The following is a 16,973-nucleotide window of genomic DNA, read 5'->3' on the forward strand; positions in this document are numbered from 1 at the left end:
GCTATTCGCTCCGGCTCGCCAGCGCATTGACGGCGGCAACCGTGATCGCCGAACCACCGAGCCGTCCCTCGACCGTCAGCGCCGGCACGGGGGGCTCAGCCATCAATGCCGCCTTGGATTCCGCCGCGCCGACAAAGCCGACCGGACAGCCGATGATCGCCGCCGGCCTTGGGCAATCGGTATCCTCCAGCATGTTGAGCAGATGGAACAACGCCGTCGGCGCGTTGCCGATCGCGACGATGGCGCCGCCCAGGTGCGGCCGCCACAGCTCGAGCGCCGCCGCGGAGCGCGTGTTGCGCATCGATTGCGCGAGTGCAGGCACCTTGACATCACCGAGCGTGCAGATGACGGCATTACCGGCCGGCAGCCGCGCGCGCGTAATTCCTTCCGACACCATGCGCGCGTCGCAGAGGATTGGCGCGCCCTCCTGCAAGGCCGCCCGTGCGCTCGCGGCCATGCCCGATGTGAAGCGCACATGCGCTTCCAGGCCCACCATGCCGGCGGCATGGATCATGCGCACGACCACCGGCTCTTCGTCTGGCGTGAAGCGGGCAAGGTCGGCCTCGGAGCGGATGGTGGCAAAGGACTGGCGATAGATCGCTGCGCCATCGGTCTCGTAGACGTGCGGCATCAATGGCCTCCCGTCAGCACGGAGGGATTTGCGACGAGGTACGAACTGGTCAACCCTCGGAGGACCGGCGCATCCCGCGTCGTGCCGCGGCGGATCAGATCAAAGCCGTCAATTGTCGCAACGAGGGTGACATCCAAAGGACCGGAATGGGCACAGCCTTTGGCGCAGCCAGAGACGTGAAGCCGCGCATCGGGTGGGATATGCCGCGCGAGCGCCGACGCCAGCATACGCGTGTCCGCATGCGCATCGCCGCAGCGCGGTGCGCCGCTGCAGGCGACCACGCGCAGCCTCGGATCGCCGGCATCAGTCACGAGGTCCGCCCCACCGGGCATCCCGCGCATGCCCTCCACCAGCATCATCCGCCACGGCGTCATGCGGAGAGCCCGCGCGCTCGCAGCGAGATCGCGGAGTGTCTGGTGCGGCATTTGCCCGAAGGCGACGCCAACCATCGCGCCGATTGGATAGATGCCCGGCACAGGACTCGACGATTGGCCCACGGGCTCGGCATCACCGCGAAGCGACTGCGGCAGGCTCGCGCCGCCGGCGAGATGAGCCGCCATCCGTCGCCGCTCACCCCTGGTTCCGCCGGAGGTGACAAACCATTCGGCCAGCGCCAGCGCGACCTGCACAGCCTCGCTCCGCATGACCGAAAGCCCGCGCTGTGCGCCATCGGCACGTACCAGCAGTTTACCGTTGCGATCGCGCTCGATCCTGATATCGGCGGACGCCCCCACCAGCATCCGCGCATTGCCATCATCGATTGCGAAGCCGAACTTGGTTGGAAGATCAAGCGAGGCGCCGGCAAGCCCCTGCTCAAGCTCGGTCGCAAGCGAGCGTGTCTCGTCGGCGGCTGTCCAGAACGGCGTCACCAGAATGTTGCGCTGCGCTTCGGTATTCGAGTCCGTGTCCAGCAACCCGAGCTCGGCGAGCCCATCGACCAGGCGCGGATAAGCTTCATCGCTGACGCCGCGGATCTGGAGATTGGCGCGGCTGGTCAGGTCGATCAGGCCGTTGCCGTATCGCGCCGCCAGCTCGGCGATTCCCGCTGCCTGCGCCACGTCCAGCCGTCCGCCGCGCGGGCGAATGCGCACCACGAGGCCATCGCCTGATAGCATCGGCCGCAGCGCGCCTGGACACCAGCCCTTGACTGCAACCGCGCTCATGAGGCCTCCTGCAGCGCAGCCGCGATCGAATTGCGCCGTGTCTGCCAGAGCGAGGCTTCATGCAATCTCATGAAGCAGGTTTCGATCGCAGCCAGCGCCGCCGGATTCTGGCGCGCCATGAAGCCGCGAACTTCGTCATTGCCGAGCGTCGCACCGTAGTAGAGATCGAACAGATGCGGCGGCACCGCGCCGGCGAGATGGGCGAACGCCGCCATGTGCTCCAGCGTCGCCGATATCTCGGCGGCACCACGAAAGCCATGGCGCATCATGCCCGCGATCCAGGCAGGGTTGGCGGCACGCACCCGCACCACCCGCGAGATTTCCTCGGTCAACGCCCGGGCATGCGGCTGATCCGGCCGCGTCGCATCGAGGTGATAGAGCGATGGGGCTTTCGTGCCGAGGCGCCGGGCCGCCGCCGCGATGCCCGCCTCGTGCGCGGCATAGTCCGCCGCCAGCAGCAGATCGGTCTCCGGCAAATCCTGGGTGTGAACAAAACCGTCCGCAGCCGCGAGCCGCGCCTCGATGCCGGCGCGATCGGGCCGCATCTCGCCGTCGGATGCGAGAGCCCACGACGATGCCGACAGCCAGGCTTCGCCGGCCGCCTCGCGCGCCTCCTCGGTGAAGACATCTGACAGCGACGCAATGCCAACGCCATAATGTCCGGGGCGAGGACCGAACACGCGCGCGATGCGCTGCCGGTAAGGATTCTCGTCCGCCTCGTCGCTGCGTTCGGACAACGCCTCCGCCGCGGCTTCGAACAACTGGGCCAGCCCTGAGAAGACGTCGCGGAACAGCCCCGACACCCGCAGCGTGACGTCGATGCGCGGCCGGCCGAGTTTCGCCGGCGCGATGATGTCGTAGCCCGACACCCGCCCCGAGCCGTGATCCCAGCGCGGCGCGATGCCCGCGAGGTGCAAGGCCATCGCAAAATCCTCGCCGGCGGTGCGCATCGTCGAGGAGCCCCAGAGGTCGACCATGAGTCCCTTCGGCCAGTCGCCGTGATCCTGCAAATGACGGCGCAACAGCTCCTCGGCGAGTTTCACGCCTTGGGCATGCGCCGACGGCGTCGGCACCGCGCGCGGATCGACCGCAAACAGGTTGCGTCCAGTCGGCAGCACGTCGCGGCTTCCGCGATAGGGCGAGCCCGACGGCCCCGGCGCCACGCGCCGACCCGCGAGCGCATCGCACAGCGCCGCCCTCTCCGCCTCGCCGCAAGCGCCCCGTCCGAACACATGCAAGCCGTCGCCGAACTGGCTTTCCTTGAGGTCGCAGACGAAACGATCGATCTGCGGAATGGCCTCGGCCGCCGAGACCGACGCGGCGAGACCGAGATCGTCTTCCAGCCCTGCGATGCGTGCTTCGTCGCGGATCGCGGCGATCAGGCGCTGCCGCCGCGGCGGATCGAGACCATCGGCGGTCGAATACTCATCGAGCAAGCGCTCGAGATTGCGCAGGCCTTCCGGCACTGCGGCCTTCGCGAGCGGCGGCGGCAAGTGACCGATCGTCACGGCACCGATCCGGCGCTTGGCCTGCGCCGCCTCGCCGGGATCGTTGACAATGAAGGGATAGACAACCGGCAGATCGCCGATCAGCGCCTCCGGCCAGCATGCGGACGACAGCGCAACCGACTTGCCAGGCAGCCATTCCAGCGTGCCATGCGCACCGATGTGGACGACGGCATCGATGGCCTGCTGCCTGAGCCACAGATAGAACGCGACATAGGCATGGCGCGGCGTGCGCGCCAGATCGTGGTAGTCGACGTCGCGCTGCCCCACCTCACCGCGCTCCGGCTGAACGGCAATGACCGATTTGCCGCAGCAGATCGCCGCGAAATGAAATGCGCCGTCACGGCAATCGGGATCGTCCTCCGGCGCGCCCCATGCGCGGCCGACATCATCCTGCAGTTGCCGCGGAAGTCCGGAAAGCGCTGCACGGTAGTCGGCGACGTTCCACGTCAAAGTCCTGCGCAAAAGAATGTCGCCCAGCGACGCCACCGGCTCAACATCAAATCCCGCAGCTCCGAGATCGGTCAGCAACGCCGCGACCGAGGCCAGCGCATCGAGGCCGACGGCATGCGCGATCTGATGCGGCCGGCCGGGATAGTTCGAGAGCACCAGCGCAAGCCGCTTCTCCTGTGCGTGCTTGCTGGCAAGCCGATGCCAGGCGGCCACGCGTGCGGCAATTGCAGCGACGCGCTCGGTATCGGGTCGATGCGCAAGATGCGCGAATTGCAGCTCAGGATCGCGCTCACCAGGCGATTTGAAGCTCACGACGCCCGCGAACAGGCGGCCGTCGACCTCCGGCAGCACCACATGCATCGCGAGATCGCCGGGCGAAAGCCCGCGAAGCGACAAGGCCCAATTCTCGCGCCGCGCGGTCGACAAAGCGACCTGGAACACCGGGCATGATGCGGCGTCGAACGGCGTCGTACCGTCGTCACCGGCCGCGGAGAACGCGGTCGCATTGACGATGGCCGCTGGAGCGCATTGCGCGAACTGAGCGCGCAGCCAGTCGGCCACGCCCGCCGCCTTCAGCGAGGTGACGAAGACACCGTGGGCATCAAAGCCCTTCTCGCGCAATGCATCGATCAATGCATCGACCGGCGCCGTATCGCCTGCCGCGAGGTAGGAACGATAAAACGTCACCAGCACGCGCGGCCGGCCATCCGGTGCCGGCAACGCCGCGACGACACCGCGCCGGGGATCGTAGACGCCGATCTCGGGAAGATCGATCTCGCCGACCACAGGCCCGGCATAGAGTCCGGACGCCAGCGCCAGTTGCGCGATCACGGCCTGCGCGGCAACGGGGCCGCCCTTGTCGCACAGCACCTTCAGACGGCGCAACGTCGAGACCGGCAAGGTCGAGAATTCATCCAGCCGCTGATCGTCGCGGCCATCCGCCGGCAGCACGACGAGGGCGATGCCGCGCTCCTTCGCCAGCCGATGCACCGAGGCCAGCCCGTATGACCAATAGGGCTCGCCGCCGATCAGGCGCACCAGAATGCCGCGCGCGTGCGACAGCGTCCGCTCGATATAGGTATCGACCGACAGCGGATGGCGCAGCTCCGCGAGATTGGCGAGCCGCAGCGACGGCAACGCAGCGCGGCCGCGCCGCCAGCCGGCCGCGAAGGCAGCAAGATCGCTGTCGGAAAACGACAACACCACGAGATCGGCCGGATCCTGGCCGAGGTCCCTTGGCGTCGCGGTCTCCTCAAGGCCGCGGCTCTCGCGGAAGACGACGTGCATCAGACACCAAGCCGTGCCCTGATCGCGGCTTCATCGATGTCGGCATGTTCGCCGATCACGACGAGCTTCGACTGCCGCGCCCGGGCGCCCCAGGGCATGTCGAACTGATGCCGCACCCGCTCGCCGACCGATTGCACCAGCAGCCGCATCGGCTTGCCCTCGACCGCGATGTAGCCCTTGGCGCGCAGCACATTCTGCTCGCGCGCCAGCCCCTTGATCGAGGCGACCAGCGCGTCGACATCCGAAACTTCCGGAAGGTCGATCACGACGGAATTGAAATCGTCGTGCTCGTGTTCCTCCTCGCCATCGTGATGCGACGGCCGCGCCGCGAGGTCGTTTTCCGCCGCCGCCCCGAGCCCGAGGATCACGCGTGCGTCGATCGTGCCGTCGACGACGGGCAACATCGGCACCTCGCGCGGCATCTCGGCCGCGATCACCTCTTTCGCCGCCTTGATCCCTTCCGCCCCGGCGAGATCCGCCTTGGTCAGCAGCACGATATCGGCACAGGCGATCTGATCCTCGAACACTTCCGACAGCGGCGTCTCGTGGTCGAGATTGTCGTCCGCCGCACGCTGCGCATCCACCGCGGCCGGATCAGGCGCAAAACGGCCGGCGGCGACGGCCTCGGCGTCGGCGAGCGCGATCACGCCGTCGACCGTGATCCGCGAACGAATCTCCGGCCAGTCGAACGCTTTCAGCAGCGGCTTCGGCAGCGCGAGCCCCGAGGTCTCGATCACGATGTGATCGGGCTTCACCGGGCGTGCGAGCAACTGCTCCATCGCCGGGATGAAATCGTCGGCGACGGTGCAGCAGATGCAGCCATTGGCGAGCTCGACGATATTCTCGGCCGGACAATTGGCGTCGGCGCACGACTTCAGGATGTCGCCGTCGACGCCTTCGCTGCCGAATTCGTTGACCAGCACCGCGAGCTTCTTGCCGTTGGCATTGCGGATCAGATGCTGGATCAGCGTCGTCTTGCCGGAGCCGAGAAAGCCGGTCACGACCGTGACCGGAATTTTGGCGAGCGTGGTCATTCTGCGGCCTCCGGCACGACGGGAAGAGGTGGAATGCGGGCGAGCGATTGCTTGCGGAAGATTTCCGGACGGCTGCGCCACGGCACGATGCCGTCAGGCGCCGCCGCATACGCGGAGGCACCGGCGATCACATCCGCGGCATTATCGGCGGACAGTCGGCCGTAGACATAGGACCAGCGCCCCGGCGCGCTGAGCGCGACCGAGCACCCTTGGCTGCAGGCCGACAGGCATGCGACGGGAACCAGATTGACGTCATCGGGCACGCCGGCCTCGACAAGCGCGGCATGCAGGCGTGCACCGGGCGCGAGCTCACCTTCCGCCGGCGTCTGGCCGGCGCGGCAGGTAATGCAGACATGAAGTGTAACGCTCATCGCCCTTCCTGGATTGACAGCGGGTAGCGATGAGGCACACGAACCGATTTTGGACAGGTTCGTTCCCCGTCGCGGAACACCCCGTCCGCCGGTTTCACAACATGCTGCGTTGGCAGGTCTCCCGGCTTGCGGAGCAGGTTTTACCCTTCGATGCCCGCCTTCCCGACTCCGCATGGAATCAGTGGCTTGGGCATCTCTCCGGTCACGGTCGCGGGGGCGGCTGCGCTTCGGGCCCGATTTAGCGGAGCCCTATCGCATTCCCTCTTCGCCTGTCGTAGGACAGGAACCAACGCGGCACCACCATTCGTCCAAGCCTCGCACTTGTCAAGCCGAAGGAACGTGATGATTTCAGATGGAAACGACGCTGAAGACGGCGCCGTCGGCACCGATCTTTCGCTGGACACGCGCCACGCGGACAAGATGGCGAAAAAAAAGGCCGCCCGCGACCGCATCATGGCGACCAAGAGCGGTGAAAAGGGCCTGATCATCGTTCATACCGGCGCCGGCAAAGGAAAATCGTCCTCCGCGTTCGGCATGATCGTGCGCTGTGTGGCGCACGGCTTTCCCTGCGCCGTGGTGCAGTTCATCAAGGGCGCCTGGGATACCGGCGAACGCCGCCTGCTCACCGGGCATTTCGGCGATCTCTGTCAATTTCACGCCATGGGCGAAGGCTTTACCTGGGAGACGCAGGATCGCGCCCGCGACATCGCGGCAGCGCAAGCCGGCTGGGAAAAGGCCAAGCAGCTGATCGCAGACCCGAGCCTGCGCATGGTCGTGCTCGACGAGATCAACATCGCGCTACGCTACGAGTACCTCGCGATATCAGATGTCGTCGACTTTCTGACCACGTCGAAGCCGCCGATGACCCATGTCGTGCTCACCGGGCGCAATGCCAAGGATGAATTGATCGAGATTGCCGACCTCGTCACCGAGATGACGCTGGTGAAGCATCCGTTCCGCTCAGGCATCAAGGCCCAGCCGGGCGTCGAGTTCTGACGGACATCACGATGGCGCGCGCATTGATGATCCAGGGAGCCGGCTCGGACGTGGGCAAATCGCTCATCGTCGCCGGCCTCGCGCGCGCCGCGCGACGACGCGGCCTGCGCGTGCTGCCGTTCAAGCCGCAGAACATGTCGAACAACGCCGCCGTGACCGTCGACGGCGGCGAGATCGGCCGCGCGCAGGCCTTGCAGGCCCTCGCCGCGGGCGTCGAGCCGCACACCGACATGAACCCGGTGCTGCTCAAGCCCGAAACCGATGTCGGCGCCCAGATCATCGTGCACGGCAAACGGATCGCCACCGCACGCGCGCGCGAATATGCCGCCATGAAACCATCGCTGATGGCCGCGGTGCTGGAGAGTTTTGCGCGCCTGAAGCAGCGCGCCGATCTGGTGCTGGTCGAGGGCGCCGGCAGCCCCGCCGAGGTCAACTTACGCAAGTCCGATATCGCCAATATGGGGTTTGCACGCCGGGCCGACGTGCCCGTGGTGCTGGTCGGCGACATCGACCGCGGCGGCGTGATCGCGCAGCTGGTCGGCATCAAGGCGGTGATCGATCCTGATGATGCCGCGATGATCCAGGGCTTTGTCATCAACAAATTCCGCGGCGATCCGACATTGTTCGACGACGGCTACCGCCTGATCGAAGAGCGCACCGCCTGGCGCGGGTTTGGCGTGCTGCCCTGGTTCGTCCGCGCCGGCGAACTTCCGGCTGAAGATGCGCTCGGGCTCGGCGAGGCGCGCAAGCCGGGCCAGTGCAAGATCGCGTTCCTTGCGCTGTCGCGGATCGCCAATTTCGACGACCTCGATCCGCTGAAGCTCGAGCCCGGCGTCGATCTCGTGATGGTGCGTCCAGGCGAAGCCATCCCGGGTGATGCGAAGCTCGTCATCCTGCCCGGCTCGAAATCGACCCGCGGCGATCTCGCCTTCCTGCGCGCGCAGGGCTGGGACATCGATTTGCTGGCGCATCATCGCCGCGGCGGCCATGTCCTCGGCCTGTGCGGCGGCTACCAGATGCTCGGACAGAGCGTCACCGACCCCGATGGGATCGAGGGGCCCGCCGGTGAAACGCGCGGCCTTGGGCTGCTCGATGTCACGACCACCATGACCGAACAGAAGACGCTGACGCGCGTCAGCGCGGTGCATGAAGCGACCAGCCAGCCGATCAGCGCCTACGAGATCCATATCGGCCGCACCGACGGTCCGGATCGCGCGCGTCCTTTTGCATCGCTTGACGGCGCGCCGGAAGGCGCCATTTCGAGTGACGGGCGCGTTCACGGCAGCTATCTGCACGGCCTGTTCGCCTCGGACGAATTTCGCAAGGCCTTCCTCGCGCAACTCGACATCGCGGCGGCTGATCAGCCCTACGGCGCCAGGGTCGAGAGCGCGCTCGACACGCTTGCCGGACACATCGAGACCCATCTCGATGTCGAAGGCCTGCTCGCGCTGGCGCGTTAAAGCGAGATGATTCCTGGGTCGAACAGCGACGGCGCTGTACCCCCTCTCCCCGTTCTTCACGGGGAGAGGGTTGGGGTGAGGGGCCGTCTCCGCACATTCGGTGATAGCTGCGTTCGCGGAGAATCCCCCTCACCCGGAACGCATCTGGCGATGCGTTCCGACCTCTCCCCGCACGCGGGGCGAGGCGACGCTGAGATCGTCGCTAGACCGAAGACAACACGGCGGAAAGGCGAGACCATTCGGCCTCGCTGCCCGGCAAGCCGAGCCGCAGCCATCCCGGCTTTTGCTGGAAGACCCGCGACCAGATCTGCGCACGCGCAAGCTTCTCCTGCGCGACCAGCGCATCGTCGGTCTGGTACAGCCGGAACAGCAACGTGCCGCCGACCAGCGTCCAGCCCTGCGATCGCGCCATTGCGTCGAGCCTGACGCAGTCGTCGGCCAGCCGCGCGGCCGTGGCCTTGGCCCAGTCGTGAGCGAGCAACGCGCGCCGTCCGGTCGCAATCGCGGCGCCCGAAACCGGCCATGGGCCCGCCATCGTGGCAAGCGCGGCGATGTCCGCCTCGCTGCCGATCGCGAACCCGAGCCGCAAGCCGGCAAGTCCGTAAAACTTTCCGAAGGAGCGCAGGATCAGGAGCCCCGCGCGTCCTGCTTCCGATGCAAGGGACAGGTCAGGAACGGCATCCGCAAAACTCTCGTCGATGACGAGCCGGCCAACGCGCGGCAGCAGTGCCAGCAACTCGCGCTGGTCATGGCGTCGTCCGTCGGGATTGTTCGGGTTGACGACGACGGCAATGTCCGCACCCGCGAGCGCGGCGAGATCGGACACCTCGGCGACGTCCCAGCCGGCGGCCGACAACACCGCGGCATACTCATTGTAGGTCGGCGCCAGAATCCGCGCCCGCCCCAGGGGCGCCAGATGCGGCAGCAACTGAATGGCGGCCTGCGCACCGCCCATCGCCACGATCGACGCGTCGGTCGCATAGGCCTGCCGCGCGGCGTCGTGCAGCGATTCAAGATCGGATCGCGACGGCAACGCGCTCCAGTGCCGCGGCTCGACTTCGACCAAGGGATACGGCACCCGATTGATCCCGGTCGACAGGTCGATCCAGTCGTCCGCAGCGCCGCCGAAGCGCTGCCGGGCGACATCAAGATTCCCGCCGTGCTCACGCATGCGCCGCTCCTTCATGCCAGCGCCAGGACCAGCAGCGCCCCGGCCAACAGAATCATGGCGTAGCGATAGAGTTTCAGCCCGGTGAGGACATCAGCGCCAGCCGGATCGCGCGCCCCCTCGTTCAGCCAGGGCTCATCGGCGATGTGACCTTGATAGATGCGAGGACCGCTGAGCCGCACGCCGAGCGCGCCGGCCATCGCGGCTTCCGGCCATCCGGCATTCGGCGAGCGATGCCGCTGCGCATCGCGCAACACGCATGACCACGCCTGCGAACGGTTCGGCGCGAGCAGCACGAACAGAAGCCCGGTCAGCCGCGCCGGAATGAGATTGGCGAGATCGTCGATCCGGGCGGCCGCCCAACCAAAGGCTTCGTGCCGTTCGGTACGATGACCGATCATGGAGTCCAGCGTGTTGATCGCCTTGTAGCCAAGGATTCCCGGCAGGCCGAACAGCGCGCCCCAGAACACCGGCGCCACGATGCCGTCGGATGCATTCTCGGCGAGGCTCTCGATGGTGGCGCGCGCGATGCCGGCGTCATCGAGCATTGCCGGATCACGCCCGACAATCTGCGCAACCGCCGAACGTGCGGCCGCAATGTCGCCGGATACAAGAGGGTTGGCCACCGCGGCGACGTGGTCATGCAGCGAGCGCACGGCAACCAGCGGCCACGTCAGCACACCGACAAGGACAACGCGCACCCATCCGGATGCGAGCACAGACTGAACGGCCCAACCGAGCCCAATCACCAGCGCGATCACCGAAACGGCGGCCGCGACGCCAGCCACGCGACGAAACGCCGGCGGATCGGAGGCGCGGTTCCAGGCGCTATCGACGAGATGGATCAGCCGGCCGAGCCAGGTCACGGGATGGCCGATGCGGGCAAACAGCCACGCCGGCCAGCCGATCAAGGCATCCATCGCCATCGCCACCGCCATCGCTCCCGCAAAACCCACTTGACCCTCTCCTCGCCGCGGTCCCCTGATGCGCAAGACATCGGCCGAGCGCAAGCCCTCCGTGACGGATTTCGGCTTTGTCTTTCTCCGCGATTGGTGGTTAGAGCGTTTCCGAGCGAAGTGCGTACTGGTCGCACAGGAGATGATATGGCCGTCATTCTGATCACGGGGGGAGCCCGGTCCGGCAAAAGCCGGCGCGCCGAACTTCGTGCGCGCAGCTTTCCGGGACAGCCGATCTATATCGCGACCGCCGAGGCGCTCGACGCAGAAATGGATGAGCGGATCGCCAGACATCGCGCGCGGCGCGGCAGCGACTGGATCGAGCGCGAGGTGCCGCTCGATCTGGTTGAAGCGGTGTCCGGGACCGATGGCGCTGGTGCGAGGCTGGTCGATTGCCTGACGCTCTGGCTATCCAATCTGCTGCATGCCGGGCGCGACTGGTCGCAGGAAGTGACTCGGCTGGCGGATGCGCTGTCGCGCCAGCGCGGCCCGGTCGTGCTGGTCACCAACGAGGTCGGTCTCGGCATCGTGCCGGACAATGCATTGGCGCGGGCTTTCCGCGACGCCGCAGGAATCATGAACCAGACTATCGCCGGCATCGCGGACGAGGTTGAGTTCGTCGTTGCGGGCCTGCCGATGAAGCTTAAATGAAGTCCGAGATCGATCCTGCCAAAGGCCCCGCAATGGTCTCATTCGATGATACGTTTCGCCGGCAGCTGCACGAGCTGTTCGTGTGGCGGCGGGACGTGCGGCGGTTCCGAACCGATCCGCTGCCGGATGGCACGATCGAGCGGCTGATCGAGATCGCCTGCCTGTCGCCTTCGGTCGGCCTGAGCCAGCCCTGGCGGTTTGTCATTGTCGACGACGAGGCACGGCGCCGCGCTGTCATCGACGACTTCAAGGCCTGCAACGCCGATGCGCTGCGGTCCTATTCGGGCGAGCGCGCCGCAAAATATGCCGCATTGAAATTATCAGGCCTCGAGGAGGCGCCGGGCCATCTCGCCGTGTTTGCCGAGAAGACCGACCGGATCGGCGCCGGTCTCGGCCGCGCGACGATGCCGGAGACGTCGGAATATTCCGTGGTGGCCGCGATCTGCTCGATGTGGCTTGCCGCGCGCGCCGAAGGCATCGGCATCGGCTGGGTGTCGATCCTCAATCCGGAACGCATTCATGGCGTTCTGGAAATCCCGGACTCCTGGAAATTCATCGGCTATCTCTGCATCGGTTACCCACAGACCGAGTGCGACCGTCCGGAGCTCGAACAGGCCAAGTGGGAATCGCGGCGAGGTCCGGATGAATTCACCATCCGACGCTGACCGCCTCCCTGCCGGCGACTGCGCCCCAAGCTGTGACGCGCACTGGCGCGCCGACATCGCCTCGCTGGTCTTTCCCGTGCCGGAGCACCGCGCCATCTGCGCCGTGCATCGGGGCGCGTTTCGCACGCTGCTTGGCACCGATCCGACGGTGGACGCATGTCTCGCCCATTTCAGGCGGTTTGAACCAGCCTTCAAGGCAGCCGCACACGCCAAGATCGAGCGCAAGCGCATTCCCCTTGGAACAAATTTGCATCTTACCAGTCGCGACATCACCCGAAAGCTGCTAGAAGCCGATCAAATCGAATGTGGAGAACGACCATGAGCCAGTCCCGGACCGCGCAAACCCAGGTTACTCAAGCTCAGGTCACGCATCTGCCAATCGCTACCCGACAGGTTGGACGGCTTGCACAGTCGTTGATGGCCATGACGCTCGGCCTGTTCATCGTCGGCGTGGTCGGCTTCTCGCACATCGACGTGATCCACAACGCCGCGCATGACGTGCGCCATTCCAACGCCTTTCCCTGCCACTGATCTCGTTGGCATGAGCACGTTTCGCTCGATCGTCTTCTCGTCGGTCATTGCCGGGTTCATCGTCGGCCTGGTCGTCACGGCGGTCCAGCAATTCGGCACCGTTCCCCTGATCCTCAGGGCCGAGGTCTACGAGAAGGCGGCCACGCACAAGCACGAAGCCGCCGCGCCACCGCAGGCGATCCTCGTCCATGATCATGCCGATCATGATCATGGCGCGGAGGCCTGGGAGCCGCGCGATGGTTTGGAACGCAACGTCTATACCGCGGGGGCAAACATCCTGACCGCGATCGGTTTTGCGCTTCTGCTCTGCGGCTTCGTCGCGGTTCGCAGCGGCGCGACCGGCGAGCAGATGTCGTGGCATGAAGGCTTGATGTGGGGCCTCGCGGGTTTTGCCGTCTTCACCATTGCTCCGGGCCTCGGACTGCCGCCTGAATTACCGGGCGTTCCCACCGCTCCATTGCTCTCGCGCCAGATCTGGTGGGTGACGGCGGTGCTGGCGACCGCAGCCGGCCTCGGGCTGATCGTGTTCCGGCGCTCGGTGCCGGCCGCCATCGCCGGCGTGGTCCTGATCATGCTGCCGCATCTGATCGGCGCGCCCGAGCTGGAGCATGTCGAGACCAACGTGCCCTCGTCGCTGTCGCACCAGTTCGTGGTCGCCGTCACGCTGACCAGTCTGGTGTTCTGGTCCCTGCTGGGCAGCCTGACGAGCGCCGCATTCGCCTATTTCGACCGGCAAGGCCCATCGCAAGGCTCATCCGCTCGCGGGTGACAGCCGCTGCCTGAAAAACGCCAGGATCTCATCGCGGGCCGCGATGGTCGGCTGGCCGGCCTCGTCGATCAGATGCACGGTCACGACGCTGTGCGGTGTCGTGACGAAATTCCGGAAGAACGGCGGCACATCGCGATTCGCCGCGCTGTCGGGAAGCACCCGCCCGATGAATCGATCGCCGAGCGCCTCGCGATAGGCCGCAAAGCGCTGCGCCATGCAGAACTTGTCACCCTCAAAGCGATAGGCCAGCACGGTCAGGTCTTCGCGCTCCAACCGCTCGCGCACCGCTTTGACTTGCTCCGGCGCGATCTCGATGCCCGCCGGATCGTTCAATGGCAATGACGGCTGCGAAAGCACCGGCGCCAGCATCGACGGCTCCAGCATCATGGTGAGCGCGAAATTGCCGGTAAAGCACATCCCGATGGCCCCGACACCGGGACCGCCGCATTCGCCATGGGCAAATCGGGCCAGCGCGCGCAGCCATTGCGTCACGGGACTGGACTGGTTTGCGGCCATCGCACGAAACTCCGCGCTGACGCAGGCGCGCTGAAACACCGCGGCACCCTGCTCTGCGCTCGCAATAGCGCCGTCGCGACCGAACAGCGACGGCATATAGATGGTGAATCCGGCATCGCGAACCCAGCGGGCGAAGCGCGCCACATGCGGGCTGATGCCCGGCATCTCCGCCATCACGATCACCGCAGGACCTCCGCCGCCAACATGGACGGCCTTGCCGGCACCATCGAGGGTAATCTGGCGGCGCTCGAAATCCTCGAGCGGATCGTCCTGGGTCATCGGCCGGTTCGGCATCGGCGGTCCTCCTGATCGGGATCGGCAGCGTCTTGGCGTCAGAGTTGCGATTTTTCCACCCGGCAGCTAGTGTCAAAAATGACATTGATCGCGGATTTTATGACATGACCAGGATCGCGGTTGTCGAGATCGACGGCTGCCTCGCGTCGGCGGCCGCCATCACCCACGACGTGCTGGCCACCGCCAACCGGATCAGTACGACGAAGCGCACGCGCTTCGAGGTGACGACGCTGCGTTATGGGCCGAGGCGGCGCGCGGGCCGATTGCGCGGCGCCGACCTCGTCATCGTGCCCGGGCTCGGCTCGGCATCGGCCGATGCACTGGAGCGGAAGCTGGCGACACCGGCATGTCGGCACGCCCGCGACATGCTGGTCACGGCGTTCGAGAGCGGCGCGATGCTCGCCGCGTCCTGCGCCAGCAGCTTCTTGCTGGCGGAGACCGGCCTGCTCGACGGCAAGCGGGCGACCACGACATGGTGGTTCGCGCCGCTGTTTCGGCAACGCTATCCGAAAGTCGAGCTGATGACGGAGCGCATGGTGGTGGCCGACTGGCCGATCGCACCGCCGGCGCGGCGATGGCGCAGATGGACCTGATGCTCGCGGTGATCGCGCGTTTCGGCAGCCCGGCGCTGGCCAAGGGCTGCGCCAATTACCTGCTGCTTGGCGAGCGGCATTCGCAGGCGCCGTTCATGGCGATCAATTATCTTGCCGGCCAGGACCCCAAGGTCGCTAGGGCCGAGAAATGGGTGCGCAGCAACATCGCGCGCGACTTCACGATCGGGGACGTTGCCGCAGCCGTCGCGCTGGCGCCGCGGACATTTGCCAGACGGCTCGAGTCGATTTGCGGCGTGTCGCCCATTCAATTCGTGCAACGCATCAGGATCGAGACGGCGCGGTCGTTGCTCGAGACCACGCGCCTGTCGGTCGAAGAGATCGCGGGCAAGGTCGGATATGCCGAGCCCTCGACCCTCCGCCGGCTGATCCGGCGCGAAACGCGGCATTCGCCGCGGCATTTCCGCTCAGGCGGTTGATCTGCAACGACGCCGCATCCGCGATGAATCATCACGCCGAGAGCCACGCGAAGGCGCGGCGCAAGAATGCCGGCGCATCCTTTTCGACCGGCGTGCCATGGGCCATCAGCACCTTTTCGGCGGGCCACGCCAGAATCCTTTGCAAGGCCGCACGCGCCGCGCGGCGGCCGGTGAAGGCAACGCGGAACTTGCGCGGCACCGACGGCTCCGGCCCGACCATCAGGTCGAGTTTTGCGATCGTCGCCCGCCAGCCGGAGACCAGTTCGTGAGGGATTTGCTGCAGCAAGTCGGTGAACAGCACGGTGCCGCTTTCGACATGGAAGAACACCACCTCCGTGGTGATCAGGTTGCCGCGCATCACCACCTGATCGATCTGTCCGACCCAGTCGAGGCTCGGCGCATCCGCGAGATCGGCATCGAAGCCGAGGTCACGGCGCCGCTTTCGCAGGCCAGGCGGGGCGTGGAGCACAGCGGCCGGATAGGCCTGCTTCCACTCGGCGAGGAACAGATGATGCAGCGAGTTGGGCGCCACGATGTGCCTGACCTGGCCGAGTGCGTTGACGCCGGCCTGCAATTCCTCCGTCAACCGGACCGGCGACCAGATGAAAAGGCCGCCGTCCGCCAGCCTGACGACGGCCATCCGGGTCGGATAGTGAAACCCGGCGACCGCGAGGTTCGGCCCCCCGGCCATCCAGATGTCGTGGCCGAACTGCTGCAATACCGCCATTTGCGATGAACCTTGACCGTCGAGCGCCGCACGCTGCCGCCGGCGTTGCGGGTTCATTTACCATGCCCGGCGTGACCGGCCGCGGACAAGGCCAATGTCGATCATCGGTTCCGATTGCGCCGCGGCCAATTGCAACGATCGGGTTTACGCAACCTTAGACGATTTGATCCAAATGTTGTGCGTGCACGACGCGATTGGGATGAAGCGGCCGATGTCGCAAAAGTCGGACCTCGAGGGACACAGGCTGGCCTTCGCTGATGACGCCGCGCGTCACTTCGCGGCGGATGACGCGGATCGTGGCGCTGCGATGCCGCGCGCAACCATCAGCCGAACCTCGAATGCGTCCACAGCTCAGCCGCAGGCGGCACTCGCGCATTCACCGCGGTACGGCGCGGGCGCGCTGGTCTCCGCGCTGCGTGAGGCCGACTGGCTCACGGCTGATCGTGTCACCGCCTTCACCCGCGTATTTCTCGTCCTGTTCATCGGCTGCATCGCGATCATCCCATGGGCTGCGCCGACGATGGATGTCGGCCATGATTTCGCGGCGTTCTGGACCGCGGCAAAGCTCGCGCTCGAAGGCCGCGCCGGCGACGCCTATGGCGACGCAGGCCGCGCCGCTGTAGCCGCCGTGCTCGGTCAGAACACCTACGCACCGTTCTTCTACCCGCCGACGTCGCTGTTGTTCTGGATGCCCTTCGCACTGGTTCCCTTTGCAACGGCGGCCGTCATCTGGATCTTCGCGACCGGCGCCGCCTATGCAGCCGCG

The 16,973-nt window shown here is 66.4% G+C and carries 18 protein-coding genes, 1 pseudogene and 1 riboswitch; of the genes and pseudogenes, 10 read left to right on the plus strand and 9 right to left on the minus strand.

Going from position 1 to position 16,973, the window contains the following annotated elements; genetic code table 11:
• Window position 1: 1 nt before the first annotated feature.
• Genes AKL29_RS32320 through AKL29_RS32340 form a run of 5 tightly spaced genes read right to left on the minus strand, consistent with a single transcriptional unit; the run spans window position 2 to window position 6,444 of the window.
• Window positions 2-631 (minus strand): precorrin-8X methylmutase, encoded by a 630-nt coding sequence (locus AKL29_RS32320; RefSeq protein ID WP_050386970.1) that lies wholly within the window; start codon window positions 629-631, stop codon window positions 2-4.
• Window positions 631-1,794: a precorrin-3B synthase gene (cobG, locus tag AKL29_RS32325; RefSeq protein WP_050386971.1), complete on the minus strand. Its 1,164-nt coding sequence runs from the start codon at window positions 1,792-1,794 to the stop codon at window positions 631-633. The genes AKL29_RS32320 and cobG overlap by 1 nt, the downstream gene beginning before the upstream one ends.
• Window positions 1,791-5,039, minus strand: coding sequence for a cobaltochelatase subunit CobN (gene cobN / locus AKL29_RS32330; RefSeq protein WP_050386972.1), 3,249 nt, complete (start codon window positions 5,037-5,039; stop codon window positions 1,791-1,793). Before cobN ends, cobG begins: the two co-directional genes overlap by 4 nt.
• Window positions 5,039-6,073 (minus strand): cobalamin biosynthesis protein CobW, encoded by a 1,035-nt coding sequence (cobW, locus tag AKL29_RS32335; RefSeq protein WP_050386973.1) that lies wholly within the window; start codon window positions 6,071-6,073, stop codon window positions 5,039-5,041. The genes cobN and cobW overlap by 1 nt, the downstream gene beginning before the upstream one ends.
• Window positions 6,070-6,444 carry a DUF1636 family protein gene (locus AKL29_RS32340; RefSeq protein ID WP_028331460.1) on the minus strand — a complete coding sequence of 125 codons (375 nt, stop codon included), beginning with the start codon at window positions 6,442-6,444 and terminating at the stop codon, window positions 6,070-6,072. Before AKL29_RS32340 ends, cobW begins: the two co-directional genes overlap by 4 nt.
• 94 nt (window positions 6,445-6,538) lie before the next feature.
• A riboswitch (cobalamin riboswitch) is annotated at window positions 6,539-6,750 on the minus strand.
• Window positions 6,751-6,786: 36 nt separating this feature from the next.
• Here AKL29_RS32340 and cobO point away from each other — a divergent pair.
• Together cobO and AKL29_RS32350 are read left to right on the plus strand one after the other, a co-directional pair.
• Window positions 6,787-7,440, plus strand: coding sequence for a cob(I)yrinic acid a,c-diamide adenosyltransferase (cobO, locus tag AKL29_RS32345; protein WP_050386974.1), 654 nt, complete (start codon window positions 6,787-6,789; stop codon window positions 7,438-7,440).
• An 11-nt stretch (window positions 7,441-7,451) separates the two neighbouring features.
• The gene (locus tag AKL29_RS32350; RefSeq protein WP_050386975.1) at window positions 7,452-8,900 is read left to right on the plus strand and encodes a cobyric acid synthase; all 1,449 of its coding nucleotides are present in this window, start codon (window positions 7,452-7,454) and stop codon (window positions 8,898-8,900) included.
• Window positions 8,901-9,102: 202 nt separating this feature from the next.
• Here the strand turns inward: AKL29_RS32350 and cobD are convergent, their stop codons facing one another.
• Together cobD and cbiB are read right to left on the minus strand one after the other, a co-directional pair.
• Complete coding sequence (gene cobD, locus AKL29_RS32355; protein WP_050387163.1) at window positions 9,103-10,071, minus strand: threonine-phosphate decarboxylase CobD; 969 nt, start codon at window positions 10,069-10,071, stop codon at window positions 9,103-9,105.
• 11 nt (window positions 10,072-10,082) lie between these two features.
• Window positions 10,083-11,006, minus strand: a complete 924-nt coding sequence (cbiB, locus tag AKL29_RS32360) for an adenosylcobinamide-phosphate synthase CbiB (RefSeq protein WP_152977865.1) — start codon at window positions 11,004-11,006, stop codon at window positions 10,083-10,085.
• Between the two features lie 165 nt (window positions 11,007-11,171).
• On the opposite strand from cbiB, the gene cobU reads away from it, so the two are divergent.
• The 5 genes from cobU to AKL29_RS32380 are packed head-to-tail and all read left to right on the plus strand — an operon-like array spanning window position 11,172 to window position 13,640.
• Complete coding sequence (gene cobU / locus AKL29_RS32365) at window positions 11,172-11,675, plus strand: bifunctional adenosylcobinamide kinase/adenosylcobinamide-phosphate guanylyltransferase (RefSeq protein ID WP_028331465.1); 504 nt, start codon at window positions 11,172-11,174, stop codon at window positions 11,673-11,675.
• A 32-nt stretch (window positions 11,676-11,707) separates the two neighbouring features.
• Window positions 11,708-12,340: a 5,6-dimethylbenzimidazole synthase gene (gene bluB, locus AKL29_RS32370; RefSeq protein WP_028331466.1), complete on the plus strand. Its 633-nt coding sequence runs from the start codon at window positions 11,708-11,710 to the stop codon at window positions 12,338-12,340.
• A complete protein-coding gene (locus tag AKL29_RS41305; RefSeq protein WP_080666910.1) occupies window positions 12,318-12,662 on the plus strand; it encodes a hypothetical protein in 345 nt (114 codons plus the stop codon). Before bluB ends, AKL29_RS41305 begins: the two co-directional genes overlap by 23 nt.
• Window positions 12,659-12,871 carry a CbtB domain-containing protein gene (locus AKL29_RS32375; protein ID WP_202814565.1) on the plus strand — a complete coding sequence of 71 codons (213 nt, stop codon included), beginning with the start codon at window positions 12,659-12,661 and terminating at the stop codon, window positions 12,869-12,871. The genes AKL29_RS41305 and AKL29_RS32375 overlap by 4 nt, the downstream gene beginning before the upstream one ends.
• A gap of 10 nt (window positions 12,872-12,881) precedes the next feature.
• Window positions 12,882-13,640, plus strand: coding sequence for a CbtA family protein (locus tag AKL29_RS32380; protein WP_028331467.1), 759 nt, complete (start codon window positions 12,882-12,884; stop codon window positions 13,638-13,640).
• On the opposite strand, the gene AKL29_RS32385 is transcribed toward AKL29_RS32380, so the two are convergent.
• Complete coding sequence (locus AKL29_RS32385) at window positions 13,623-14,450, minus strand: dienelactone hydrolase family protein (protein WP_050386978.1); 828 nt, start codon at window positions 14,448-14,450, stop codon at window positions 13,623-13,625. The genes AKL29_RS32380 and AKL29_RS32385 overlap by 18 nt on opposite strands.
• Before the next feature lie 104 nt (window positions 14,451-14,554).
• Between AKL29_RS32385 and AKL29_RS43900 the strand changes: the two genes are divergently transcribed.
• Window positions 14,555-15,043, plus strand: a complete 489-nt coding sequence (locus AKL29_RS43900) for a DJ-1/PfpI family protein (protein ID WP_202814566.1) — start codon at window positions 14,555-14,557, stop codon at window positions 15,041-15,043.
• Entirely contained in the window at window positions 15,034-15,480 is a 447-nt protein-coding gene (locus AKL29_RS43905) for a helix-turn-helix domain-containing protein (protein ID WP_202814567.1), read from the plus strand. The genes AKL29_RS43900 and AKL29_RS43905 overlap by 10 nt, the downstream gene beginning before the upstream one ends.
• Window positions 15,481-15,511: 31 nt before the next feature.
• Here AKL29_RS43905 and AKL29_RS32395 read toward each other — a convergent pair whose 3' ends face one another.
• Window positions 15,512-16,207 (minus strand): DUF4336 domain-containing protein, encoded by a 696-nt coding sequence (locus AKL29_RS32395; RefSeq protein WP_050386979.1) that lies wholly within the window; start codon window positions 16,205-16,207, stop codon window positions 15,512-15,514.
• A gap of 211 nt (window positions 16,208-16,418) precedes the next feature.
• Between AKL29_RS32395 and AKL29_RS43785 the strand changes: the two are divergent.
• Window positions 16,419-16,973: pseudogene (locus AKL29_RS43785) on the plus strand (hypothetical protein); the annotation flags it as partial.

The sequence above is a fragment of the Bradyrhizobium pachyrhizi genome, from assembly GCF_001189245.1.
Lineage (GTDB): Bacteria > Pseudomonadota > Alphaproteobacteria > Rhizobiales > Xanthobacteraceae > Bradyrhizobium > Bradyrhizobium pachyrhizi.